This window comes from Marichromatium gracile (genome assembly GCF_004343155.1).
Lineage (GTDB): Bacteria > Pseudomonadota > Gammaproteobacteria > Chromatiales > Chromatiaceae > Marichromatium > Marichromatium gracile.
This window is the reverse complement of the sequence record NZ_SMDC01000002.1, coordinates 472,820-498,172: the sequence shown is the minus strand read 5'-3', so window position 1 is coordinate 498,172 and position 25,353 is coordinate 472,820. Positions and strand designations below refer to the sequence as shown.

The 25,353-nt window shown below is 66.3% G+C and carries 18 protein-coding genes and 1 CRISPR repeat array; of the genes, 8 read left to right on the top strand and 10 right to left on the bottom strand.

Annotation, left to right across the window (positions count from 1 at the left end):
• Positions 1 to 29: 29 nt before the first annotated feature.
• The 9 genes from cas3 to EDC29_RS05165 all read right to left on the bottom strand — a co-directional run bounded on the left by cas3 (position 30) and on the right by EDC29_RS05165 (position 11,953).
• Positions 30 to 2,381, bottom strand: coding sequence for a CRISPR-associated helicase Cas3' (gene cas3, locus EDC29_RS05205; RefSeq protein ID WP_132228866.1), 2,352 nt, complete (start codon positions 2,379 to 2,381; stop codon positions 30 to 32).
• On the bottom strand, positions 2,378 to 3,097 hold the full coding sequence (gene cas5 / locus EDC29_RS05200) for a CRISPR-associated protein Cas5 (protein ID WP_132228864.1): 720 nt from the start codon (positions 3,095 to 3,097) through the stop codon (positions 2,378 to 2,380). Before cas5 ends, cas3 begins: the two co-directional genes overlap by 4 nt.
• An 8-nt stretch (positions 3,098 to 3,105) precedes the next feature.
• Positions 3,106 to 4,047, bottom strand: coding sequence for a type I-B CRISPR-associated protein Cas7/Csh2 (gene cas7b / locus EDC29_RS05195; protein WP_200189253.1), 942 nt, complete (start codon positions 4,045 to 4,047; stop codon positions 3,106 to 3,108).
• A 4-nt stretch (positions 4,048 to 4,051) separates the two neighbouring features.
• Positions 4,052 to 6,037 carry a TM1802 family CRISPR-associated protein gene (locus tag EDC29_RS05190; protein WP_132228862.1) on the bottom strand — a complete coding sequence of 662 codons (1,986 nt, stop codon included), beginning with the start codon at positions 6,035 to 6,037 and terminating at the stop codon, positions 4,052 to 4,054.
• 327 nt (positions 6,038 to 6,364) lie between these two features.
• Positions 6,365 to 8,517: direct repeats of the CRISPR family, unit length 37 nt; unit sequence GTTTCAATCCTTGTTGTAGTGGATTGAGCATTGCGGC.
• A gap of 172 nt (positions 8,518 to 8,689) precedes the next feature.
• On the bottom strand, positions 8,690 to 9,298 hold the full coding sequence (gene cas4, locus EDC29_RS05185) for a CRISPR-associated protein Cas4 (RefSeq protein WP_132228860.1): 609 nt from the start codon (positions 9,296 to 9,298) through the stop codon (positions 8,690 to 8,692).
• Positions 9,295 to 9,600, bottom strand: a complete 306-nt coding sequence (gene cas2 / locus EDC29_RS05180) for a CRISPR-associated endonuclease Cas2 (RefSeq protein ID WP_123142755.1) — start codon at positions 9,598 to 9,600, stop codon at positions 9,295 to 9,297. The genes cas4 and cas2 overlap by 4 nt, the downstream gene beginning before the upstream one ends.
• The gene (gene cas1 / locus EDC29_RS05175; protein ID WP_132228858.1) at positions 9,587 to 10,576 is read right to left on the bottom strand and encodes a CRISPR-associated endonuclease Cas1; all 990 of its coding nucleotides are present in this window, start codon (positions 10,574 to 10,576) and stop codon (positions 9,587 to 9,589) included. Before cas1 ends, cas2 begins: the two co-directional genes overlap by 14 nt.
• Positions 10,577 to 10,646: 70 nt before the next feature.
• The gene (locus EDC29_RS05170) at positions 10,647 to 11,333 is read right to left on the bottom strand and encodes a CRISPR-associated endonuclease Cas6 (protein WP_132228856.1); all 687 of its coding nucleotides are present in this window, start codon (positions 11,331 to 11,333) and stop codon (positions 10,647 to 10,649) included.
• Positions 11,321 to 11,953 (bottom strand): hypothetical protein, encoded by a 633-nt coding sequence (locus EDC29_RS05165; protein WP_132228854.1) that lies wholly within the window; start codon positions 11,951 to 11,953, stop codon positions 11,321 to 11,323. Before EDC29_RS05165 ends, EDC29_RS05170 begins: the two co-directional genes overlap by 13 nt.
• 203 nt (positions 11,954 to 12,156) lie before the next feature.
• Between EDC29_RS05165 and uvrA the strand changes: the two genes are divergently transcribed.
• The 8 genes from uvrA (at position 12,157) to ubiD (ending at position 24,872) form a co-directional block, all read left to right on the top strand.
• Positions 12,157 to 17,664 (top strand): excinuclease ABC subunit UvrA, encoded by a 5,508-nt coding sequence (gene uvrA, locus EDC29_RS05160; RefSeq protein ID WP_132228852.1) that lies wholly within the window; start codon positions 12,157 to 12,159, stop codon positions 17,662 to 17,664.
• 127 nt (positions 17,665 to 17,791) lie between these two features.
• Positions 17,792 to 18,364: a Tll0287-like domain-containing protein gene (locus EDC29_RS05155; protein WP_123142747.1), complete on the top strand. Its 573-nt coding sequence runs from the start codon at positions 17,792 to 17,794 to the stop codon at positions 18,362 to 18,364.
• Between the two features lie 50 nt (positions 18,365 to 18,414).
• Positions 18,415 to 18,963, top strand: a complete 549-nt coding sequence (locus tag EDC29_RS05150) for a hypothetical protein (protein ID WP_123139610.1) — start codon at positions 18,415 to 18,417, stop codon at positions 18,961 to 18,963.
• Between the two features lie 7 nt (positions 18,964 to 18,970).
• Positions 18,971 to 20,167, top strand: a complete 1,197-nt coding sequence (locus EDC29_RS05145; protein WP_123139609.1) for a protoporphyrinogen/coproporphyrinogen oxidase — start codon at positions 18,971 to 18,973, stop codon at positions 20,165 to 20,167.
• 35 nt (positions 20,168 to 20,202) lie between these two features.
• A complete protein-coding gene (locus EDC29_RS05140) occupies positions 20,203 to 20,679 on the top strand; it encodes a CreA family protein (RefSeq protein ID WP_132228850.1) in 477 nt (158 codons plus the stop codon).
• Positions 20,680 to 20,683: 4 nt separating this feature from the next.
• Complete coding sequence (locus EDC29_RS05135) at positions 20,684 to 21,265, top strand: CNP1-like family protein (protein ID WP_223806107.1); 582 nt, start codon at positions 20,684 to 20,686, stop codon at positions 21,263 to 21,265.
• Positions 21,266 to 21,363: 98 nt separating this feature from the next.
• On the top strand, positions 21,364 to 23,397 hold the full coding sequence (gene prlC, locus EDC29_RS05130; protein WP_132228848.1) for an oligopeptidase A: 2,034 nt from the start codon (positions 21,364 to 21,366) through the stop codon (positions 23,395 to 23,397).
• On the top strand, positions 23,394 to 24,872 hold the full coding sequence (gene ubiD, locus EDC29_RS05125) for a 4-hydroxy-3-polyprenylbenzoate decarboxylase (RefSeq protein ID WP_123139606.1): 1,479 nt from the start codon (positions 23,394 to 23,396) through the stop codon (positions 24,870 to 24,872). The genes prlC and ubiD overlap by 4 nt, the downstream gene beginning before the upstream one ends.
• 85 nt (positions 24,873 to 24,957) lie before the next feature.
• Here the strand turns inward: ubiD and EDC29_RS05120 are convergent, their stop codons facing one another.
• Positions 24,958 to 25,230 (bottom strand): RNA recognition motif domain-containing protein, encoded by a 273-nt coding sequence (locus EDC29_RS05120; protein WP_005224745.1) that lies wholly within the window; start codon positions 25,228 to 25,230, stop codon positions 24,958 to 24,960.
• Positions 25,231 to 25,353: the final 123 nt, after the last annotated feature.

Genomic DNA, 25,353 nt, shown 5'->3' with positions numbered 1-25,353 from the left:
GTCGAACGGGTATAGTCGGGGCACAACAGCTACAGAATACATGTGGCGGGGTCCTCATCGTCGAGTCCGAGCTCCAGCCCTATATCCGGTTGGTAGTAACCAGAGCGAAGTCGCCAAAAATATCCGATCGGATCGGCATAGTCCTCGGGATGAAAACCACGGCGAGTATAAACCGTGACGGTGCGCTGCTGGATATCGGCCGCCAGCGCACGCAGCGCTTCGCGGCGCTCCCAGCGGTCTGGGACCGCGAGCGCGCATTCCAGCGCGAGCCTTAGCCAGTCCTCATCCTCGGCCAGCGCCAGAAAAGACGTTTGCTCGCCCGTCTTTCCCCGTAGCAGGCTTTGAATATCCGGCAGTTCACCCCAACGGGCGAAGGCTTCGGTCAGCTCCGCCCCCGTGTTTTTGCGCGACCGGATGAGATCGAAATAGCGCCGACTCAGGTCCAACACAGCATCCTCACCCAGGGCCTCTGGTTGCTCCGCGAGCACCTCGCGGGTCGCGTCGAGCAGGACCTGATCATAAATGATACCGGCATACTCACGGCCCTTCGGGCTGCTGAGCGAGACGATCTCGACCTCGCCACCCTGATCGCCGAGACGATTGTGGCGGTTGCAGCGCCCGGCGACCTGAATCAGGGCATCCAGCGGCGCAAAGTCGCGGATCACGATGTCCATGTCGATATCCACGCCGGCCTCGATCGTTTGCGTCGAGACAACAATGCCCGGTTCGCCCGGACGCAGCGCTTTGATGGCCGCGATCTTCTTCAACCGGTCGCGCGGCGTGACATCGGCGCTGATGAGCCAGACGGGAATGTCCGGGAATTGTGCGCTGACGGCCCGCCACACAGCCTTGGCGCTGGCCCGTGTATTGAGGGTGATCAGCACGCGCCGTCCTTGCGCTCGCCACTCCGTCAGTCGCGGCACGAGCGCCTGAATGAAGCCGTTCAGATCCTGACGTTCACGGTGACGAAACCGAAGCCGATAGCGCCTGAACTGCCCGAAGATCGCGGCAACCCGCGCGCCATCGCCTGCCAGCTCGCGCGCGCCAGTGAGCAGCGCCGGCTGCGTGGCCGACATCAGCAGCACCCGCGTCGTGCTCTCCGCGCACAGACCACGCAAGGCGTGGTCGACCAGATCCCAGAGCCGGCAAGGCAGCGTCTGCACCTCGTCGAGGACAATCAAGGCATCCATCAACGCATGAAAGCGCATCTGATGCCGCGTCTTCGGCGAGCAGAGCGCCAACAGGAGCTGATCGAAGGTGGTGACGATGATCTCGGAGCGCCAGGTGTCGAGATAGAAGCGGGTATAGGCCGAGCCGAGCGCGGCGCCTTCCACCTCGTACTCGGCGTGCGAGAGCGAATGGCTGGCGAGCAATCGATCGGATTGGGCGCAGCCGGCGGGGTCCAGCCCCAATAGGGTGCGGTATTCCTGCTCGGTCTGGTCGACGATGGAGAGAAATGGCAAGGCGATGATGATGCGCGGTGGCGGGCCGTCCTCGGCCAGCCGGGCGCGCTGGGCCAGCGCCCAGGTGGCCGCCAGCAGGGTCTTGCCGGTGCCGGTGGGGAGGGTCAGGGTGCAACAGGGATGCTCGGCATCGGTGGTGGTCAGGATCTGGGTGCGCAGTTCATCGCGCAGACGGTTCAGGGGCGTCTCGGGTAAGCCTGCCAGTCGGGCGTCGACGCATTCGGGTGCGAGCTGTGGACGCGGCTGCTGGAAGTAGCGCCGCAACTGCTCCTCGCGCAGCGCCAGAAACGCCTTGTCCGACTCCAGCAGCAGCGCAAAGAGGAACTGGCTCCAGAGGCGGAAGCCAACCGCCTCGGCGAGCGGCAAGGCTTGCAGACGCTCGCCGACACGCTGGCGGCGAAACAGCCAGCGGCGGGCGTCCTCGAAGTCGCCCTCCGTCGCCGCCAGATCCAGGCCGCTGGCCCGCCCGAGGGCCTGCCGGTCGAGCGAGGCCCACTGCTCCAGTAGTGCATCGCCTTCTTCGAGAATCAGGCGGTCTTCCAGATAATCCAGCGTAGCGAAGCCCACATGATGCCCGGCGATCGCCTGAGTCAAGGCCAAGGCCGGCAGGGCGTCCCAGCCCTGGGCCTTGGCCCACAGCAGCATCAGGGCAGCCGATAGAGTCGAATGTTCTTTGGCATGGGCCTCACCGCGATAGCGGGCGGGATCGGCAATATAGTCCTGGAAGGCTAGGCTACCCTTGCCGAGATCGTGACCCCGAACCAGGGCCGACAGCACAATCGCGGTCTCAGGGCGCTGCGTACGGACTCTGAGCGAATGCCCCGCAAGCAGAAACTCCCCTGCTGCGCGGACTTGTGCCAGGTGCTGAGGCAAGCGCAGAGTGGGCTCGAAGTGCGATAGCAGCTCGGCATCGCTCATAGAAAGAGCCCCGTCCAGTTTCCGACTCGCCACGCGGCCTGGGTATCGACCGGAAACGGCTGACCGCGATGCTCTAGGTAATAGGACGCATGCTGGAATACACGCTCCGCACTGACGTGACGCGGCATCCGCATCAGATGCACAGCCACCTCCTCCTCGGCCAGAACGCGTACCTCGCTCGCCGAACAGATACCCTGAACGAGATGCCGCCCCACGGGAAGCGCAACGGCATGCTGACGGGAGATGAACTCGACATCACACAGCAGCTCGGACAGCCCCATGCAAGGCGTGAAGTGCCAGCGCCGATCGCGGATGCGCCCGGCCAGCTCGTCGAAGCGATCGGGCTGGTCGGGCCAGGCGACATGGACCCGGTAGCGCGGAGCGAGCAGCCATTCCTGATTTAGCAGCGTTGCCTTTTCCTGTGTCGGGCGTTCCGCGCCGCGCTGGGTGCGCTTGACCTCGCGTGACAAGGCAGCGGGGGGATGCTTGCGAATCTTGACTCGATGCCAGAAGCGACGTGGCATCGGACCGCTCACCGCAACCCGTGTCTCAGCCAGATCGACCGCCAAGGCATCCTTTTCCAGTCCGAGGATCGCGCCAAGCAGACCCAAGACGGCGGTGCGGGGCGGCATGGGATAGCTGAGCGCGTTGACGGTCGCTTCGGCTCGCAGGAAGTGGCCGTATTTGGCCGACCAATCGAAGCTGAGGGTGTCCATGGCATCACTCACGCCGGTCGGTCGAAGCCGAGGGGTTGCCAGTCGGCTGGAAGCCCCGAGCCGGTGAAGCACAGGTCGGGCGAGACCTCGCAGCGCACACGGTTAATGCGCGCGCGCTGGCCATCGAGCCGCTCGAGTAAGCGCGTGAGGTCGACTCGGTAGTCGTCCGGCGAGGCCCAAGTCCGCTCCGCCTTACCGGCGGATGCCTGGAGCTTGACGTAGTCCATGAGGTTGCCGAACTGGAATTCCTCGCCCGGATTGTACTCGACCGAGACCAGCAGCCTTGGAACCTGACCGACCTTGGTGCGGGTGTTACCAGCGGCGCGCACACCGTTCCAGAAGGCACGCAGCAAGGTGTCGTAGTCGGCGTCGCTCAGACGCGATTTCTTCGCGGCATGCTCGTTGGCCACACCATGGAAGGCGATCAGGGCATAGCGCAGTGCGGCATAGTTAGTGAAGGTGCCCTGCGCCTTGTCCTCGTCGCTGCCGAACACGGATGTGCCCTGGATCTGGATTTCACTGGCCTCGTGCAACACCTCGCCCATGTTGAGCTGCACCGCACCGGTCAAGGTCTTGGGCGAGGGCTTGGGCTCCCAGCCGTCCTGCTTTTTGAACGCTAGCGAGGAGCCGAAGCAGCGCGCATCGACGAAGCTGTCGAGCAGGATGTTCACCAATTCCTCGCCGTTGGCCTTGGCCTTGCCGATCGTCTCCAGGTGATGCGCGACCCGGCCGGTCAGGTTAGTGGTGCGGCCCTCGATGTTGCCGACCAGGATCTCCTGGCCCTGGGCAGCAAGATAGTCGCGGGCAAAGCGCTTGAGGCGCACGTCGGTGACATAGAAGCGCCCATCGGGCAGGCTGCGCGGACGGTTCTCGTCCGGGTCACCGTTAGGGTTGCCCATGCGAATGTCGTAGAGAAACAGCAGTTCGCGGCGCGAAGACAGGGTCGTCATGGAATCATTCCTCATTCTTTTTGGCTTTGGACGGCAGAACCTCGGCCGTCACCGACTGGCCGAGCAACAGGAAATAGCAGGTCGCGGTCTGATCCAGGGTGATGCTGTCCCCCAAACGCCCAGCGCCGAGACGCCCCAGATCCTGCACGATGGCACGAACGTCGGCGTTGCCCTCAACCTCGTAGGTCAGGAGTTTTTCGCGAACCTTGTTATAGAGATCCGGCAAATCGCGGCCGTCGAGACGAAGACGCTTGAGCCAGGTCAAGGCGTTGGCGGCAACGTTGACCCCGCGCGCCGCCTGGACCTGGATCACCTTGCCGTAGAGGATGCCGAGCAGAAAGACAAAGGCCCGCTCGGGACTGCTCAGGCCCGAACCCGGCTGGAAATAGGGTTTGAGCGTCGGCAGGGTCGGCTCGAACGGGTCGGCGGTGGTCTCCATGGGTAACACTCCTGTCAGATCTAGGTAATAGAGCAGGCGGGCCAGGTGTCTGATCCAACCGGCCAGGGTCCAGTAACGCGTTTGTTTCTTACCTTTCTCGCTATGCCCTTCGTGCAGCAGCCCCCAGGCGCTGTCCGAGTTGGCGATATCGTCGAGATACCAACGGGCCGTGGTCAGAATCTCGCTCCAGAATCCAGCTTGTGCCGCCCCTAATGGAGTGCCGTGGTAGATGGACTCGGCGAGCTGGCGTTTTATGGTGAACAACCGGCTGCTCTCGTTGGCACTGGCTGCACGACGTCCGCCGGGCCGCTTGAGGAGCGCAAGCAACATGTTCAGACCAAGGTCGAACGCGGCCTCATCCATCGGATAGCGCGGTGCGAGCGGATGTAGCCAGTCTTTGGCCTGTCGGTTGGCCTGTGTCAGTCGGCGCAGGCGTGACGGCAGAATGTCATTAACCAGGCCACGGACCTCATCGACCACCTGGCCGAAGGTCGCCCAGAGGATGTGCAACACGATCTGAGCGTCTTCGCGGTCTTGGACGAATTCCAGCAGGTCTTTTTCGTAGGACGAAACCTTGTTGCTCTCCAGATGGTGCAGATATTTGCGCCAGTCCTCCATGAATTGCCGTCGACCATCGGGGTTGCCTAGCAAGCTGGGCAACAGCAGGGCCTTGTCGCCCGCGACGCTGCCGAGAAACTGCTGACCGAGCAGATGGTTCTTGAAAACATAGAGCAGGTCGGCGCAATCCAGGCAGAGGCCATAGCCCTTCCAGGCATCACCGGTGTCTAGCCCAGGAAAGGCGCCGGCCCGGTCCATGTTGGCGAAATTGATCCCGGTACCGCGCAGATTGGGATAGAGGGTGACGCCGCGCGCACCGCACAGCGGACAGTCGGCGGGACCGTACTCGCGCGCCTCACCCGTCACGTATTTGATCGAGGCCAGTGCCTGGGCCAGATAGGCTTGATACTCAGGCCGATCGCCCGGCCAGCGTCCCTCGCTATCTACAACACTGAGAAACACTGTCTCCTTTTCTGGAATCAGCCGAATGGCGGCAGACAGGATGTTAGGATCGGCTTGTCCACCGATCGGATAGACTGCATCGCCATAGCGTAACTCGTTCTTTTCAAACAGGATCGCGCAGATTTCTCGAAAATAGTCACTCCAGACGGCATCCGCTTTAGCCTGAGCACCAAAGTCCTTAGCCGTGGTTTTCTGAATCTTCAAGCTTGGCCCGAACGGAGGATTACCTTTCGGCTTGCTGGTGCGCTTGAAGACGGGACCCAAAGCGGATGACTGGGCACCGCTAGGCTTGTTGAACGGCAATCGAAGACGCTTATCCTCATCCAAATCCTCGACCCACATCTTGACCATATCCGGTTGACCCGGAACTGCTTGTAGCAGATAAACGCGCGCGACCTTTTCAGCGGCCTCGACGAGAAGTGGAGCAAGTTGCTCGCCATGTCGCGCACGGATCTCAGACAAGCCAAGCGCGGTTTCTCCGCAGCGACGGTTCAGTTCCAATAACGCCAGTTCCCGCATTGCCCCGAACATGCCTATTTCCTCCTGAGGTTCCCTTTTTTCGTCCCTCAAGGTGTTGGTCTCATGCGCCCGTCTGGTCGCGACTCTGACTCGCCTGCCAATGTTGCATGAACTCGACGGGGGATCAATAGCTGAGAGCCGATTTCACCCGCTTGACTGCCTAGTTCTTGAACTCATCTCGTTACACATACTTATCTACCGCCACCAGCTATCCTGATCGCCTTGTAGTCATCAGCAGAGCAGAACGCGTGAGATGATTTGGGCCGCCGCCGAGTTGATCACGACCGATCTGGGAGACGAGCGGTTGAGCGCCCGCCCGGTCCGGAACCATGCCACCCGATTTCAATCCTTGTTGTAGTGGATTGAGCATTGCGGCTCGTCTCGACCCCGACCATCCATAGCCTCTCGGTCATGTTTCAATCCTTGTTGTAGTGGATTGAGAATTGAGGCGATCAGCACGATCTCCATCGACAGTTCATCGTCGCGTTTCAATCCTTGTTGTAGTGGATTGAGAATTGCGGCCAGGCGAAAGCCGCCTATGTCTGCTGGTACCTCATGTTTCAATCCTTGTTGTAGTGGATTGAGCATTGCGGCATCGCCACGGTGAGCGGGCGCGTGAGCAGCATGTGTGCGTTTCAATCCTTGTTGTAGTGGATTGAGCATTGCGGCGCTTCACGGGCGGCGCGCCACACACCTCGAGTTTCGTTTCAATCCTTGTTGTAGTGGATTGAGCATTGCGGCGTGTTTTCTCTCTCGGTCTGGGCCGCATTGTGAAAGAGGTTTCAATCCTTGTTGTAGTGGATTGAGCATTGCGGCATCCCGAGCAGCGTCGTCTATTTCGCGAGTGTTGCGGTTTCAATCCTTGTTGTAGTGGATTGAGCATTGCGGCGGCAGTTTCACCGCTGCCTGGAAGGCGAGGGAGGATGTTTCAATCCTTGTTGTAGTGGATTGAGCATTGCGGCTTTTTGGCCCAGTGTGGGCCGTGCGGCTCATCCTGGTTTCAATCCTTGTTGTAGTGGATTGAGCATTGCGGCCTTTCCGCCTCGGCCACCATCTGCGCCGCATCCTGGTGTTTCAATCCTTGTTGTAGTGGATTGAGCATTGCGGCACAACACCGTCATCAATGACAGCAGCCCAATTCAGGTTTCAATCCTTGTTGTAGTGGATTGAGCATTGCGGCTTTTTCAGGCTCGCGGTCTGATATGCAACTACTAATGTTTCAATCCTTGTTGTAGTGGATTGAGCATTGCGGCGAGCCGCTGACCCGTGCAGTCGGTGGCCAGCATTTGTTTCAATCCTTGTTGTAGTGGATTGAGCATTGCGGCACTCTTCCAAGGTCGCCGGCGCGTCGACCCAGGGTGTGTTTCAATCCTTGTTGTAGTGGATTGAGCATTGCGGCCCAGGTTGGCATCGAGTTCGGCGCGGTCACTTGGGGTTTCAATCCTTGTTGTAGTGGATTGAGCATTGCGGCATCCCGAGCAGCGTCGTCTATTTCGCGAGCGTCGCGGTTTCAATCCTTGTTGTAGTGGATTGAGCATTGCGGCGCCCAACGCATCCAGCTTCGCCGCGGCCTCGCCGCGTTTCAATCCTTGTTGTAGTGGATTGAGCATTGCGGCCTGCTGGTGGGGGGGTATTGATATGGCTATCACCGAGGTTTCAATCCTTGTTGTAGTGGATTGAGCATTGCGGCGCCAATGGCGATGTCCGCGGCGGCGACGTGAGCCTGGTTTCAATCCTTGTTGTAGTGGATTGAGCATTGCGGCCCGCGCCGCGCTGGCCGCGCGCTATCCCGGCCTGGTGTTTCAATCCTTGTTGTAGTGGATTGAGCATTGCGGCTCTGACTGAACCGACCCAAGCTCTCGGCCAATCCTTGTTTCAATCCTTGTTGTAGTGGATTGAGCATTGCGGCATGTTCTCGATCAACACGGCCGCGCCGAAATCCTCGAGTTTCAATCCTTGTTGTAGTGGATTGAGCATTGCGGCGCTCGGACAATCGTCCGGGCTTGAGTCTCGAAAGTGTTTCAATCCTTGTTGTAGTGGATTGAGCATTGCGGCGCCCGTAGCCGACGGCCACGAGGCGACCGCCTCGATGTTTCAATCCTTGTTGTAGTGGATTGAGCATTGCGGCGCGGCATGGCGCGGCCGGATGTCGAGGTTGAGGCGATGTTTCAATCCTTGTTGTAGTGGATTGAGCATTGCGGCATCGGCGATCGGGCACCCGGACACCGCGCGCTTGGTGTTTCAATCCTTGTTGTAGTGGATTGAGCATTGCGGCTTTCCCCGATGGCACGATGCTGATTACCCCGCTGCGGTTTCAATCCTTGTTGTAGTGGATTGAGCATTGCGGCCGCCGGCGCGACTGGACGGCATTCGCGCGCGGCTAGTTTCAATCCTTGTTGTAGTGGATTGAGCATTGCGGCCGCGCGAGCCAGCGCCGCCGTGTCGCCGCCCAGCGGTTTCAATCCTTGTTGTAGTGGATTGAGCATTGCGGCCGCAAATTCTCTAAAAAATCATAAAATTCAGTTACATAACCCTGAAAAACAAGTGCTCTAAAAGTGCGTTTCAGAGTGGGAATCGGCTGAAAAACACCTGAAAAAAGCGCTCCCCGCATCGAAAAAACTCACAAAAAATCAAAACATTCAAAGACTTGCAATACACGGGCGATCAAGCGCAGATATTTTTGTAACAGCAGTCTTCACAACGCAGGGGCGAGCGGGTGCGCGCCGGTAGTCTGCCTGTCTCGATGATATCAAAGATCTCGTCAATCAGATGCCGGGTCTGCGTGATCCTCACCGTGCTCACGGGCACTTCGATCAGATGGCTGCCGTCGCGAATATAGGCGACGAACCCACGCTCGACCGGCAACCCATACGTCTCGGTGATCAGCATCGCATACAGCAGGATCTGTGTTTCATGGGTCTTGAACACCTGCTCGCGGCGCGGGGTGTATTTGTAGTCCAGTGGCGCCATGGTGCCGTCGGCAAGCCACAGCACCTCGTCGACGATACCGCGCAGCCGCAACCTCGGCGATGCCAGATAGACCTCGGTTTCGCGTCGGGTGGCGCCGATGCGCCGACGCAGATAATCGCGATTCTCGACCGAGCGGCGCCGATGTACCTCGCGCCCACGCAACACCTTGTAGCGCTGGTCTTCGTGCTGGGCGATGTGCTGCACGTTCATGAACCAGGTGAAGCGTGGGCAATAGACGTGTTCGAGCACCTCCGACGGCGTCACCATCGGCGTCGTCTCGGTGTCGTCGGACCACTCGCTCATAGGAACAGCGCCCGCACCTGGTCGGTCACCAAGCGCTTGTCGAAGGCCTGACCGAGCACCACCACCTTTCTGAAGTCGCTCTCGCACAGCGGGAAGATGTAGACCGAATCCACCTCGGAATCGATCTGCTCCTCGACCTGCAGCCGCAGCTCGTCGAGCCGGTTACGCTCGATGGTGCCGAGGAACACCGATTTCTGTACTCGGTAGAGACCGGCCTCCTTGCACAGCTTGGCGATGCGCCCGCGCGGCTTGTCGGCGACGATGTCGTAGATGATCCACACCAGGGTCTCAGTCGTCTTCATCAGGCCCCCTCCCGATCCAGTCGTTGGCGAGTCGATGGCAGTCGAGCTGTACGCTGTCGCGTCGCTTGATACGACGGTTGCGATAACGGATCTGCTCATCGAGATGGGCTCCGAAGCGCTCCATCAGCACCGCCTTGCCCTGCTTGTTGAGGATCAGCCCGTTGTGCAGCGGGTCGAACAGCTCGGGCTTGACCTTGCGCGCGGCGAACAGCCCGACCACGGTCTCGTCGGCCCAGATGCGATAGCACTCGATCAGGTCGAAGACCAGCGACTTCTTGCGGTAGTGGTCGGTGTGAACGAAACCGACGTAGGGGTCGAGCCCGGCGAGAATGCAGGCACGCTCGACGGTACCGTAGAGCACCCCGTAGCTGTAGTTGAGCAGGCAGTTGAAGGGATCGCGCGCGGGGTTGCGCGAACGCGCGTCGAAGCGCTGCGACTCGGGCAGCAGCAGATTCACCGCCTCCCAGTAAGTCCGCCCCGCCCGTCCCTCGATCCCCATGACGGTCTCGCGCTGCGCGTCGAGCAGCCCGTCGAGCGCATCGAGCGCGTCGCGATGAACGCGCAGCGCCTCGATGCGCCGGGTCAGCTCGGCGCTCAACCGGCTGCGCCGCGAGCGCGCCTCGCCGAGAAAGCGGATCTGGTTGTCGAGCTTGCGCACGACCCAGCCGAGCGCCAGGCGCAGGCCCGCCTCGGTATCGGCCAGCCGTAGCTGGGCACGGCGGATCGCGGTGGTCGAGCCGGGACGCCCATGCCAGACCCGCGCGTAGGGATCACCCACGCGGTCGAGGAAGACGATATCGATGTTCTTCTCGATTGCCAGCTGAATGGCATCGGTCGACAGGCTCGCCCCGGTGGTGATGAGGATCGAGCGTACCTTGCGTGCGGCGACCTCCTGCTGCTGTTCCTTGATGCGCACCACGAACAGCTCGCCCCGGCGGTGCAGATAGGTCCCGAAGGTGGTGAGGATCAACTCCATCGATCGACTCCCGGGCACAGGCCCGAACAACGCTCAGCCAAGCAGTGACGGGGCACACCGCCCCAAGACGTCACTCGCTGGCGACGAGACAGCCATAGCCATGGCTGACGGCGTGCCCACAGGCCACGCCGTCGGGCAGCACGGCGTTGGTGGCGAACTCACCGACCAACCCGAGCAACCGCTCACCCTTGTAGTGACAGGTGCGCCGGCGGTGGGCGATGAAGGTCACATAGAGCCGCTCCGGGAAGGTGACCCCCAGACCGCGCAGCATCATCAGCAGGCTCGCGGTCAGCAACCGCTCGCACTCACGGCGCTGGGCCGGCGCATCGAGCTGGCGATAGCGCCGATAGTTCTCCTGGTTGAACAACAGCACCGGGGTGTCGAACCGATAGCGCAGCAGCCGCGTCGCCACGCCGAAGGTCCCGGTCCCGGCGCGTACCGTGGCATCGGTCACCTGTACCGGCTCGTCGCCGAGGCGCAGCCTCAGATCGAGCCAGGGCAGATCGAGTAACCGTTGCACCGCCTCGGCCCAACCCACCACCAGCCCCTGCCCCGCGTGCCAGCGATACTGCACCCGAGGGTAGCGAAAGAGCAGCCGACCGGTGGCCGGGTCGTGCTGGTGGAAGAGCGCGTCCTCGCGAAAGGTGTTACCCAACGCACCGCGTAGCTGGCGGATACGCGGCTCGGCCTCGCCGCTGAGTTCGCGATCCCAGCGCAGACCGATCCGAGCCTGGGGGATCTCGGCTAGAAGATGCATGATGACTCCTCGATGGGTAGTGCGACGAAGCCGGCGGCGCGATCATAGGTCGCGGGACCGGCCTCGATGCGGTTGATCTCGTCGCGGTCGATCCCCTCGCCATCGCGAACATGGACCTGGATCACCCGCTCGTGGAAGGCACGCTTGAAGGCGCGGAAAGCGCGTTTCTGCTCGGCCGGTCCGAGCGTCGGATCGTCGCGCAGGGCGCGGTAGCGCGCCCACAGCCGGGCATCGGCGGGGCGACGCACCACGAACAACGCCACCAGTGCCGGCGCCGACTCGATCAGCCGAAAACCTTGCTCGACCCCGAGCAGGTCACCGCGCGCGAGCAGCTCGTCGACCCGCGTCTGGTCCTGGCGTGCCCAGCAACCGCTGAAATAATCCTGGCTGAGGCTGAGGAACTCGGCCTCGTCCCAGTAGGCGCGCGTGCCCAGACAACCCTGGGTGACATCGATCAGCGCCGCGTCGTAGACACGCCGCCACAACGGCTCGCCGGGGGTGGCATCGGCACGCGTGGCGCACAGCTGCCACAGATGCACCTCGCCGGCGCCATCGGCGGTAGAATTGTTGAAACATCTTGGCTCCTCTCGTCTCCGCACCGCGGTCTCTGCGACGATCATCCAACCACGGCGACCTCGTCGAGTCCATCGCCACAAGCTTGCCGAAAGACCGTACACATCCCCATGCTATAGCATCGTGTGACACCATCGATTGGCCCCGGTCAATCCCGGCAAGGCATCGCTCCGTGCCGATCGCACCACACCCCGACCCCGACGCCCCGGCAAACACCCGGGGCGTCGCCGATTCAGGACACCGCAACCCCGTGAACGACACCATCCGCCTGCGCGGCGTGCGCCAGAACAATCTCAAGGATCTCGACCTCGACCTGCCGCTCGGCGAACTGACGGTGGTGACCGGGGTCTCGGGCTCGGGCAAATCGTCGCTGGCCTTCGACACCATTTATGCCGAGGGTCAGCGCCGCTATGTCGAGACCTTCTCGCCCTATGCGCGTCAGTTCCTCGACCGCATGGACCGCCCCGCCGCCGAGCGCATCGAGGGCATCCCGCCGGCGATCGCCATCGATCAGACCAACCCGGTGCGCACCTCGCGCTCGACCGTCGGCACCATGACCGAGCTCAACGACCACTTGAAGCTGCTGTTCGCGCGCGCCGCGCGGCTGTTCTGTCACGGCTGCGGTCGGGCGGTGCGGCGCGATCGCCCCGAGGACATCTGGAAGGCCCTGCTCGCCAGCCATCGCGACGCGCGCGCGCTGATCTGCTTCGAGGTCGAGGTGCCCGAATCGCTGGGGGTGGAGCAGGTGCGGGCGATGCTCGCCCAGCAGGGTTATGTACGGCTGCTGGAGGAGACCGATACCCGCATCACCGTGATCCAGGATCGGCTGCGGATCGACCCCGAGCAGCGCGCGCGCGCCCTGGAGGCGCTGGAGGCGGCGCTGGAGAAGGGCCACGGCCGGGTGCGGGTCCACCCGCTCGATGACGCGCGCGCGCCCGGCCCGGCTCTGCGCTTCTCCGCCGAGCTGCACTGCCCCGACTGCGACATCCGCTATCGCGAGCCGAGCCCGGGGCTGTTCTCCTTCAACTCGCCGGTGGGGGCCTGCCCGAGCTGTCGGGGCTTCGGGCGCACCATCGGCATCGACTGGGATCAGGTCGTCCCCGATCCCGCCAAGACCCTGCTCGGCGGCGCGATCAAACCGATCCAGAGCGACAGCTATGCCGAGGTCCAGGACGACCTGCTGCGTTTCGCCCACGCCCGTGGCCTCCCCACCGACATCCCCTGGTCGGCGCTCACCGCGACCGACCGCGACTGGGTGATCGACGGCGAGGGCGAGTGGGAGGACGGCGTGTGGTACGGGCTGCGCCGCTTCTTCGCCTGGCTGGAGGGGCGCAGCTACAAGATGCACGTGCGGGTGCTGCTCTCGCGCTATCGCGCCTACGCGCCCTGCACCCAATGCAACGGGGCCAGACTCGAAGACGAGGCGCTCGACTGGCGACTCGGCGACGCCGAGCTCGCCGCGCGCACCCTGCCCGTGGCGGCGCGCTTCCGTCACGACCGCGTCAGCATGGAGGCGCAACGCTGGGCGGCGCTGCCGGGGCTCGCGCTGCACGACCTGATGTGTCTGCCGCTGGCGCGGCTGCGCGACTTCTGCGATGCGCTCACCCTCGACGCCGGGCTCGATCAGGCGCTCGACCAACTGCTCGGCGAGATCCGCGCGCGGCTGCGCTATCTGTGCGCGGTCGGGCTCGGCTATCTCACCCTCGATCGGCAATCGCGCACCCTCTCCGGCGGCGAGGTGCAGCGCATCAACCTCACCACCGCGCTCGGCACCTCGCTGGTCAACACCCTGTTCGTGCTCGACGAGCCGAGCATCGGGCTGCACCCGCGCGACATGGCACGACTGGTCGCGGTGCTGCAGCGGCTGCGCGCGGGCGGCAACTCGCTGCTGGTGGTCGAGCACGACCCGCAGGTGATGCTCGCCGCCGACCGTATCGTCGACATCGGCCCGGGGCCCGGCGAGCACGGCGGCGAGGTGGTGTTCTCGGGCAGCCCACAGGCACTGCTCGCGGCCCCCGACTCGCTCACCGGCGACTATCTCGCCGGGCGCCGCCGCGTCGCCCCGGAGCGCGCGGCGCGCCCGATCGACGAGGCCACCCGCTGGCTGCGCCTGCGCGGGGCGCGCGCGCACAACCTCAAGGGGGTCGATGTCGACATCCCGCTCGACCGGCTGGTGGTGCTCACCGGGGTCTCGGGCTCGGGCAAGTCGACCCTGCTCCACGAGGTGCTCTATCGCGCGCTGTGCCAGCGCAAGGGCCACCCCGACGGCACACCGGGGGCGTTCGAGAGCCTCGCGGGCGATGACGCGATCGGCGACGTCAGCCTGCTCGATCAGTCGAGCATCGGGCGCAGCTCGCGCTCCAACCCGGCGAGCTATGTCGGCGCCTTCGACGTGCTGCGCAAGCGCTTCGCCCGCGCCCCGCTGGCCGCCGCGCGCGGCTACACCGCCGGCACCTTCAGCTTCAACAGCGGCGACGGGCGCTGCCCGGGCTGCGGCGGCACCGGCTTCGAGCACGTCGAGATGCAGTTTCTCGCCGACGTCTATCTGCGCTGCCCGGACTGCGACGGGCGTCGTTATCGCGACGAGGTGCTGGAGGTCCGCCTGCCCGGCGCCGATCCCGAGGCGCGCCCGCGCTCGATCGCCGAGGTGCTGGAGATGAGCGCCACCGAGGCGCTCGCCTTCTTCGCCGGCGATGCCGAGATCGCCCGCGCCCTGGCCCCGCTGCAGGCCGTCGGGCTGGGCTATCTGCGACTCGGCCAGCCGGTGCCGACGCTCTCCGGCGGCGAGGCGCAGCGGCTCAAGCTCGCCGCCCATCTGGGTAAGCGCGCGCGCCGGCGCAAGGACGCGCCGGGGCTGCTGTTCCTGCTCGACGAGCCGACCACCGGGCTGCACTTCGCCGACATCGCGGTGCTGCTCGAGGCCTTCGAGCGGCTGATCGAGCAGGGCCACTCGCTGCTGGTGATCGAGCACAACCTCGATGTGATCGGCGCCGCCGACTGGCTGATCGATCTCGGTCCCGAGGGCGGCGAGGACGGCGGTGAACTGGTCTGCTGCGGCACGCCCCGGCAGGTCGCCGAACACCCCGGGAGCCACACCGGACAGGCGCTGCGCGAGAGCTGGGCCGCTCCCCAGATGATCGCCGAGAGCGGCGTCGACGATCAGGCCGTGACCGCGCCCGCGGCGATCGAGATCCGTCACGCCCGCGAGCACAACCTCAAGGATCTCACCCTGTCGATCCCGCGCGACCGGCTCACGGTCATCACCGGGGTCTCGGGCAGCGGCAAGAGCACCCTGGCCTTCGACATCCTCTTCGCCGAGGGCCAGCGGCGTTATCTGGAGTCGCTCAACGCCTATGCCCGCCAGTTCGTGCAACCGGCCGCGCGCGCCGAGGTCGATGCCATCCACGGCATCCCGCCGACCGTGGCGATCGAGCAGCGCACCAGTCGCGGCGGGGCGAAGAGCACCGTCGGCACCCTCACCGAGATCCATCACTATCTGCGCCTGCTCTATGTCCGTCTCGGGGTGCAGCACTGCCCCGACTGCGGGGTGGCGATCGAGCCGATGTCGGCGGCGGCGATCCTCGCCCGCATCCTCCGCGAGCACCGTGGTGAGCGGGTGGAGTTGCTGGCCCCGCTGGTGAGCGCGCGCAAGGGCATCTACAAGGAGCTGGCGGCCTGGGCCGCGAGCAAGGGCTGGCAGCGGCTGCGGGTCGACGGCACGGCGTTGCCGACCGACCCCTGGCCGGTGCTCGATCGCTTCCGCGAGCACGACATCGAGCTGCCGCTCGGCGCGCTGCGGGTCGATCCGGCGCACGAGGTCGAGCTGCGCGCCGCGCTCGATCAGGCGCTCGAGCTCGGCAAGGGCGTGGTGCGGGTGGCGCGGCTCGACGCCGCCGGCGACTGGGGCGCCGAGCAGGTCCACTCCACCGCACGGGCCTGTCCCGACTGCGGGCGTGCCTTCGCCGAGCCCGACCCCCGGCTGTTCAGCTACAACTCACGCCACGGCTGGTGCCCGAGCTGTCTCGGCAGCGGTCGGCTGATCGCCGGGCTCGACGACAGCCACAGCGGCGAGGAGGCGCAGTGGCAGGAGGGCGAGATCGGCGCGGCCGCGGTCTGTCCGGCCTGTGACGGCGCGCGGCTCAACCCGGTGGCGCGCGCGGTGCGCTTCCACGACCAGTCGATCGACGGGCTCTCGGCACTGAGCGTCGAGCGGGCGGCGGCCTGGCTCGATGCGCTGGTGCTCGATGCCCGTGAGCAGGCGATCGCCGGCGATCTCATCCATGAGGTGCGCGACCGGCTCGCCTTCCTCGCCGAGGTCGGGCTCGGCTATCTCGGACTCGACCGCGCCGCGCCCAGCCTCTCCGGCGGCGAGGCCCAGCGCATCCGTCTGGCCGCGCAGCTCGGCTCCAACCTGCAGGGGGTGTGCTACGTGCTCGACGAGCCGACCATCGGTCTGCACCCGCGCGACAACGCCCTGCTGCTCGCCAGCCTCGAACGGCTGGAGGCCAAAGGCAACACCATCGTGGTGGTCGAGCACGACGAGGAGACCATCCGTCGCGCCGGTCATGTCATCGACCTCGGCCCCGGCGCCGGGGTACGCGGCGGCCAGGTGATCGCCGAGGGCGACGCCGCGGCACTGATCGCCAACCCCGACTCGCTCACCGGGCGCTACCTCGCCCGCGCCCACGGTCGCGACCGCCCGCCGCGCCCCGCCCCCGGCGAGCGCCAGCGGCTGCGCGTCGAGGGCGCGCACCGCAACAATCTCCGCGACCTCGACGTCGAGCTGCCGCTGGGACGGCTGGTGGCGGTCACCGGGGTCTCGGGCTCGGGCAAGTCGACCCTGGTGCGCGAGGTGCTCGGCGCCACCCTCGGCAACCTGCTCGGCGCCGATCGGCCGACGCGCGCGCGCAAACGCGACCTGATCGGCTGTCGCGCGATCCACGGCTGGCAGGCGCTCACCCGGGTGCTGGAGGTTGATCAGACCCCGATCGGGCGCACCCCGCGCTCCTGTCCGGCGACCTATGTCGGCATCTGGGACCGGGTGCGGCGGCTGTTCGCCGCCACCCAGGAAGCGCGCATCCGCGGCTGGAGCGCGGCGCGCTTCTCCTTCAACACCGCCGGCGGGCGCTGCGGCGCCTGCGACGGCCAGGGGGTGCAGCGCATCGAGATGAGCTTCCTGCCCGACGTGCGCATCCCCTGCGAGCAGTGCGACGGCTCCCGCTTCGACCGCGAGACGCGCGCGGTGCGTTATCTCGGGCTCGACATCGGCCAGACCCTGGCGCTGAGCGTCGACGAAGCGGTCGAGCACTTCGCCGCCCACCCGGCGATCCATCACCCGCTGACCCTGCTGCAGGACGTCGGGCTCGGCTATCTCACCCTCGGCCAGCCGAGTCCGACCCTCTCCGGCGGCGAGGCGCAGCGGCTCAAGCTGGTCACCGAGCTGGCGCGCGCGCGTCCCGGCGCCGATGGGCTGACCGACCGCCCAACCCTCTATCTGCTCGACGAGCCGACGGTGGGGCTGCACATGGCCGATGTCGAACGTCTGCTCGGGGTACTGCAACGGCTGGTCGACGCCGGGCACAGCGTGGTGGTGATCGAGCACAACCTCGACCTGATCGCCGCCGCCGACTGGGTGCTCGACCTCGGCCCCGAGGGCGGCGCGGCCGGCGGACGGCTGGTCGCGACCGGGACGCCGGAGACGATCGCCGCATACCCCGAGCTGCCGACCGGGGCGGCGCTGCAGGCACACCTGGACTGAGCCGCGCCGTCAATCACATTGAGTGTGCGCGGGAACTCCCCGACTGCGATCCGTCAAACCCTGCGCGACGCAAAGCTGGCACACTGCCCAGCCCGCAGCTGCCAAGACATCAAGGAGATATCGCCCGATGAAGACATTGATCCAGTGGTCCCTCGCTCCCGCCCTGCTCATCGCCGCCGGCGCACACGCCGAGACCGCGCCCGATCCGCGCGTGGCCGAGGCCAAGACGCTCATCCAGCAGTTCGCCGGCACCCTCCAGGGCGAGCTCAAGGAGGCGCTCGAGGCCGGCGGTCCGGTACGCGCGATCGAGGTCTGCGAGGAGCGCGCACCGGTGATCGCCGACGAGCTGAGCGCGCAGAGCGGCTGGTCGGTCGGGCGCACCAGCCTCGGGGTGCGCAACGCCGCGCGCAACACCCCGGATGCCTGGGAGCGCGAGATCCTCGACCAGTTCGAGGAGCAGCGCGCCGCCGGCGAGTCGGTGGCCGGTCTCGCCCACGCCGAGGTGGTCGAGGATGAGGACGGCCGCCGCTTCCGTTTCATGAAGGCGATCCCCACCGCCGAGGTCTGTCTCGCCTGTCACGGCGATCACCTCACCCCCGAGGTGGCGGCCGCCCTGGACGAGCGTTATCCTGAGGACAACGCGCGCGGCTACCGCGCCGGCGACATCCGGGGTGCCTTCACCCTGGCCAAGCCACTCTGATACCTATCGCGCCCGGCGCCCGTGCGCCGGGCGCACGCAGGTGCGAGCCCATGGCCGACGAACTCTTCGATCTCTGCTATACCGGCGCCATCGCCACCGACGCCGACCCCGCCCAGGTCCGCGAACGGCTCTGCGCCGTGTTCAAGCTCGCCGGTCCCGGCTGCGAGCGGCTGTTCAGCGGCAAGCGGGTGGTGGTCAAGCGCGGCGTCGACGCCGCCACCGTCGCCCAGTACCGCCAGGTCTTCAGCCGGGCCGGCGCGGTGCTGGAGGTGACCCCGAGCGAACGCGCCGCCCCCGCCCCGCAACCGGTGCGCCCGGCGCCCGACGGCCCGGTGGAGGACCCCGCCGGCTCCCCCGAGACCCTCGCCCGGATCGATGGCGAGGCGCTGGCACTGGCCCCACAGGACGGCTTCCTCGAACCCTCGCGCACGGTTAAGATGCCCGCCATCGACACCAGCCACCTGACCCTGGTGCAAGGCGCCGATTGGACCCTGGCCGATTGCGAGCCGCCGCCGACGCCGATCCCGACGCCCGACATCGATCATCTCTCGCTGGTCGACATCGAGCCCGAAGAACAACGACAGGAACGCAGCGACTGACCCCTCCATGACCATCGACTTCGAGCATCTCGTCATCGGCGCCGGCATCAGCGGACTCGGCGCCGCGCACTTCTCCGCACGTCGCGGCCACTCCACCCTGGTGCTGGAGGCGCGCGATCGCGTCGGCGGCTGCATCAACAGCCAGGCCTTCGAGGACCAGGACGGTTTCTGGGTCGAGTCGGGCGGACATACCTGCTTCAACAGCTACGGCAACCTGCTCACCATCCTCGACGATCTAGGGCTGACCGCGCTGGTCCAGCCCAAGCTCAAGGTCGGCTATGCGCTGTGGCAGGACGGCAAGCGTCGCCCGATCCGTTCGGCGCTGCACCTCGGCGAGGCGATCCGCTCGCTGCCGCGGATGTTCCGCGAGCCCAAGGCCGGACGCAGCGTCGCCGACTACTACAGCGCCATCCTCGGCCGGCGCAACTATGACGACCTGTTGCGTCACGCCTTCCAGGCGGTGATCTGCCAGCCCGCCGACGACTACCCGGCCGAGGCGCTGTTCCGCCGCAAGCCGCGGCGCAAGGAGGTGATCAAGGCCTTCACCTTCCCGAGCGGGCTCTCGACCATCCCCCAGGCGATCGCCGATCAGCCGGGGATCGAGGTGCGCACCGGCCAGGAGGTCGAGCGCATCGCGCGTACCGACGCGGGCTTCCGGGTCCACCTCGCCGATGGCGAGAGCATCGGCGCCGCCCGGCTCACCCTGGCGGTGCCGCCGCCGGTGGCCGCCGCGCTGATGCCCGAGGGCTTCGAGCAGGCGCGCGCGGCGATCGACGGCATCGGCATGGCCGAGATCGAGACCCTGGTACTGGTGTTCCGCGCCGCCGAGGTCGACATCAAGCCGATGGCCGGGCTGATCGCGATCGAGGACGCCTTCTACTCCTCGGTCTCGCGCGACTTCCTCCCCGATCCCGAGCTGCGCGGCTTCGCCTTCCACTTCCGTCCCGGCGCACTCGACGCCGAGGCCCAGATCGCGCGCGCCTGCGCCACCCTCGACCTGCGCCCCGATCAGGTGCTCGACCAGGCGCGGGTGCACAACCGTCTGCCGGCGCTGCGCGCCGGTCACGCCGAACGGGTCGCCGCGCTCGACGCCGCACTCGCCGGCACCCCGCTGGCAGTCACCGGCAACTGGTTCCTCGGCGTCTCGATCGAGGATGCGCTCACCCGCAGCCGCAGCGAACACGACCGCCTGTTCGGGGCCTGATGACCAACCACCCGTTCGCACAAGGAGCCGCCCGCATGCGCAAGCTGCTGACCGCCATCGCCCTACTCGCCCTGAGCGCCCCGCTCGCGGCCGAGGTCATCGGCAGCGTCTCGACCAAGTTCAAGATCCTCGGGCCCAACGACAAGATCGTCGTCGAGGCCTTCGAGGACGAGGACATCCCCGGTGTCGTCTGCTATATCAGCCGCGCCAAGACCGGCGGGGTCTCCGGCGCGGTCGGGGTCGCCGAGGACACCTCGGACGCCTCGATCGAGTGCACCCAGGTCGGCCCGATCACGCTGCCCGACGCGGTGCGCGACGGCAAGCAGGACGGCGAGGAGGTGTTCAAGAAGCGCACCTCGCTGCTGTTCAAGAGCCTGCAGGTGGTGCGCTTCTACGACGCGCCGCGTCACGCCCTGGTCTATCTGAGCTACAGCGACAAGATCATCGAGGGTTCGCCGAAGAACAGCATCTCGGCCGTCGCCATCCAACCCTGGCCGACCCAGGCGCGCTGAAGCGATGATGATCAGCCGCCCCCACCGTCTGCTCCCGCTGCTGCTGCCGCTGGCGCTGCTGCGCCCGGCTCCCGCGCTCGCCGACAACGCCTTCGTCACCGACCCCGAGGCGCCCACGCCCTCGAGCGTGCGCGAGGGCGTGCGCTGGCAGGAACGCGCCACCCCGCCGCCGCCCTGGCCCGAGGAGTCCGACCTGATCGAGCTCGAACTCGATCGACCGCATGCCGGTTTCCGCTATTTCATCGATGGCCGTCACCTGCAGATCGGCGACGACGGCGTGGTGCGCTACACCCTGGTCGCCCAGGGGCCGAGCGGCGCCCGCAACCTCTCCTTCGAGGGGCTGCGCTGCACCCCGCGCGGCACTTACAAGACCTACGCCTACGGCGCCGCCGGGCGCTTCGTGCTGCTCGACGAGCCGCAGTGGCAGCCGCTCGGCGAGCGCGACCACGAACGCTTCCGCAAGGCGCTGTGGCGTCATCACTTCTGCGTCCCGCGCGGCTTCGCCCCGCGTCCCCGCAAGGACATGATCCGCTCGCTGCAGGGGCGCATCGCCCCCCTGCAGAACAGCGGCTTCCTCACCGACTGAGGGCGCGCGGACCGCGCGCCGGTCGCCGCCGCGCTGGAAGCGGTATGCGGCAGTCGCCATATCCGACCCTATGTTGCACAGGATTCACAGGTCCCCCGATGTCGAACCCCCTGCTTGAAACCCAGACCCTGCCGGCCTTCTCCCGGATCGGCCCGGAGCACGTCGAGCCCGCGCTCGACGCTCAGCTCGCCGAGTGTCGCGCACTGATCGAGCGACTCACCCGCGAGATCGCGGTGCCGACCTGGGAGAACTTCATCGAGCCGCTGGAGGAGAGCGAGGACCGGCTCGGCCGGGTCTGGTCGCCGGTCAGCCATCTCAACAGCGTGCTCAACAGCGAGGCGCTGCGCACCGCCTACAACGCCTGTCTGCCCAAGCTCAGCGACTACGGCACCGAGGTCGGGCAGAACGAGGCGCTGTTCCGCGCCTATCGCGCGGTGGCCACCCAGGAGCATCTCGACGCCGACCAGCGCCGGGTGCTCGACAACGCGCTGCGCGACTTCCATCTCTCCGGCGTCGACCTGCCGGCCGACAAGAAGGCCCGCTACAAGGAGATCAGCCAGTCGCTGAGTGCGCTCACCAGCAAGTTCGCCGAGAACGTGCTCGATGCCACCAACGCCTGGGAGCTGCACCTGGAGGACGAGTCGCGCCTCGCCGGGCTGCCCGAGTCGGCGCGCGCGCTGCTGCGCCAGAACGCCGAGCAGCGCGAGCTGCCGGGCTGGCTGCTGACCCTGCACATGCCGAGCTATCTGCCGGTGATGACCTATGCCGACGACCGCGAGCTGCGCGCCGAGTGCTATCGCGCCTTCGCCACCCGCGCCTCGGACCAGGGCCCGCACGCCGGTGAGTGGGACAACAGCGAGATCATGGAGCAGATCCTCGCGCTGCGTCACGAACAGGCCCAGCTGCTCGGCTTCGCCAACTATGCCGAACGCTCGCTGGCGACCAAGATGGCGCGCACCCCGGAAGAGGTGATCGGCTTCCTCGGCGATCTGGCCGAGCGCTCGCTGCCGCAGGCGCAGCGCGAGCTCGACGAGCTGACCGCCTTCGCCCGCGAACACCACGGTGTCGACCAGCTCGAACCCTGGGACGTCGGCTACTACGCCGAGAAGCTGCGCCAGCACCGCTACCAGATCAGCGACGAGGAGCTGCGTCCCTACTTCCCGCTCTCGCGCGTGCTCGACGGACTGTTCGGCGTCGCCGAGCGGCTCTTCGGGGTGCGCTTCCAGGAGGTCGAGGCGTTCGACACCTATCACCCCGACGTGCGCTTCTTCGAGATTCGCGACGCCGAGCACGGCGCGCTGCGCGGTCAGTTCTATCTCGACCCCTTCGCCCGGGCGCACAAGCGCGGCGGGGCCTGGATGGACACCTGCAGCGATCGCATGCACAGCGCCACCCGCGACCAGATCCCGGTGGCCTATCTGGTGTGCAACTTCGCCCCGCCGGTCGGCGCGCGCCCGGCGCTGCTCACCCACGACGAGGTCGAGACCCTGTTCCACGAGTTCGGCCACGGTCTGCACCACCTGCTGACCAAGGTCGACTATCCGGCGGTGGCCGGGATCAACGGGGTGCCCTGGGACGCCGTCGAGCTGCCCAGTCAGTTCCTCGAGAACTGGTGCTGGGAGCGCGAGTCGCTGGACCTGTTCGCGCGCCACTGGGAGACCGACGAGCCGCTGCCCGAGACCCTCTACCAGCGCATGCGCGCGGCCAAGCACTTCCAGTCGGCGATGCAGATGGTGCGTCAGCTCGAGTTCGCGCTGTTCGACTTCCGCATCCATCTCGAATACGACCCGGCACGCGGCGGGCGCATCCAGGAGATCCTGCAGTCGGTGCGTGAGCAGGTCGCGGTGATCCACCCGCCGGCCTTCCACCGCTTCGCCCACGGCTTCTCGCACATCTTCGCCGGGGGCTATGCCGCCGGTTACTACAGCTACAAGTGGGCCGAGGTGCTCTCGGCCGACGCCTTCTCGCTGTTCGAGGAGCGCGGGGTGTTCGACCCCGCCACCGGGCGCGCCTTCCGCGAGCACATCCTCGAGCGCGGCGGCGCCGAGGACGCGATGACGCTGTTCGTGCGCTTCCGCGGGCGCGAGCCCGACACCGAGGCGCTGCTGCGTCAGTCAGGGATCGCGGCATGAAGTACCGCGACCTGCGCGACTTCATCGCCCAGCTCGAGGAGCGCGGCGAGCTGGTGCGGGTGCGCGAGCCGGTCGACCCGCACCTGGAGGTGACCGAGATCTGCGACCGCACCCTGCGCGGCGGCGGTCCGGCGCTGCTGTTCGAGCGCCCCAAAGGCTCGGAGATCCCACTGCTCGGCAACCTCTTCGGCACCCCGCGCCGGGTGGCGCTGGGGATGGGCGAGGACTCGGTCGAGGCGCTGCGCGAGGTCGGTCGGCTGCTCGCCTTTCTCAAGGAGCCGGACCCGCCGAAGGGGATGAAGCAGGCCTGGGAGAGCCTGCCGATCTTCAAGAAGGTGCTCGACATGGCCCCCAAGGTGCGGCGCAACCCGCCCTGCCAGGCGCACCAGCTCAGCGGTGAGGCGGTCGATCTGGGGCGCCTGCCGATCCAGCACTGCTGGCCGGGCGATGTCGGTCGTCTGATCACCTGGGGGCTGGTGATCACCCGCGGTCCGGAGAAGCCGCGCCAGAACCTCGGCATCTATCGCATGCAGGTGCTCGATCGCAACCGGGTGATCATGCGCTGGCTGGCGCACCGCGGCGGCGCGCTCGACTATCGCGACTGGCAGCGCGCCCACCCCGGCAAGCCCTTCCCGGTGGCCGTCGCGCTCGGCGCCGATCCGGCGACCATCCTCGGCGCCGTCACCCCGGTGCCCGACACCCTCTCGGAGTACGCCTTCGCCGGGCTGTTGCGCGGCAGCCGCACCGAGCTGGCACGCTGTCAGGACTCCGACCTGCAGGTCCCGGCGAGCGCCGAGTTCGTGCTCGAGGGCCACATCCATCCCGACGACATGGCCCCGGAGGGCCCCTTCGGCGACCACACCGGCTACTACAACGAGGTCGACCGCTTCCCGGTGTTCACCATCGAGCGCATCACCCATCGCGAGCGCCCGATCTATCACAGCACCTATACCGGCCGGCCGCCCGACGAGCCGGCGATCCTCGGGGTGGCGCTCAACGAGGTCTTCGTGCCCATCCTGCAGAAGCAGTTCCCGGAGATCGTCGACTTCTACCTGCCGCCCGAGGGCTGCTCCTACCGCCTCGCGGTGGTGAGCATCCGCAAGCAGTACCCGGGACACGCCAAGCGGGTGATGATGGGGGTGTGGTCCTTCCTGCGCCAGTTCATGTACACCAAGTTCGTCATCGTCGTCGACGAGGACGTCTGCACCCGCGACTGGAAGGACGTGATCTGGGCGATGACCACCCGGATGGACCCGGCGCGCGACACGGTGACGATCGAGAACACCCCGATCGACTATCTCGACTTCGCCTCGCCGGTCTCCGGACTGGGTTCGAAGATCGGCTTCGACGCGACCAACAAGTGGCAGGGCGAGACCGACCGCGAGTGGGGCGAGCCGATCCGCATGGACGAGGCGGTGCGCGAGCGGGTCGACCGCATGTGGGATCGGCTGGGCATCGAACTGCCCGAGGCGTGAACGGCAGGATGGCGCTCGTCCTGAGCGCCCTCCCCGACGCCCACCGACCGGCTGGCCGGTGGGCGTGGGCATGGTTGCGGCGGGATCAGTAGCGCCCCCCTCCACGCGGGCGCTCCGCCCGCGGCCTGGCCTCGTTGACGGTGAGCTTGCGACCCTTCATGTCGCTCTCGTTGAGGGCCTTGATCGCGGTGTCAGCCTCCGAGTTGTTGGGCATGTCGACGAAGCCGAAGCCCTTCGACTGACCGGAGAACTTGTCCTTGATCACCTCGGCGCTGGCCAGTTCACCGAATCCGCTGAAGATGTCCCTCAGCTCGTCATCGGTCACGCTATAGGGGAGATTTCCTACGTAGATCCTCATCGCTATCTCTCGGGCTCGTGTGTGTTGATCGAACGAAAACTGCCGGTCGGCCAACACACAAGCCATCCCGACAGTGGACGATGTCCAAGCCCGCGGCCCGGCGAGGAAGGCGCTTCCTCGGGG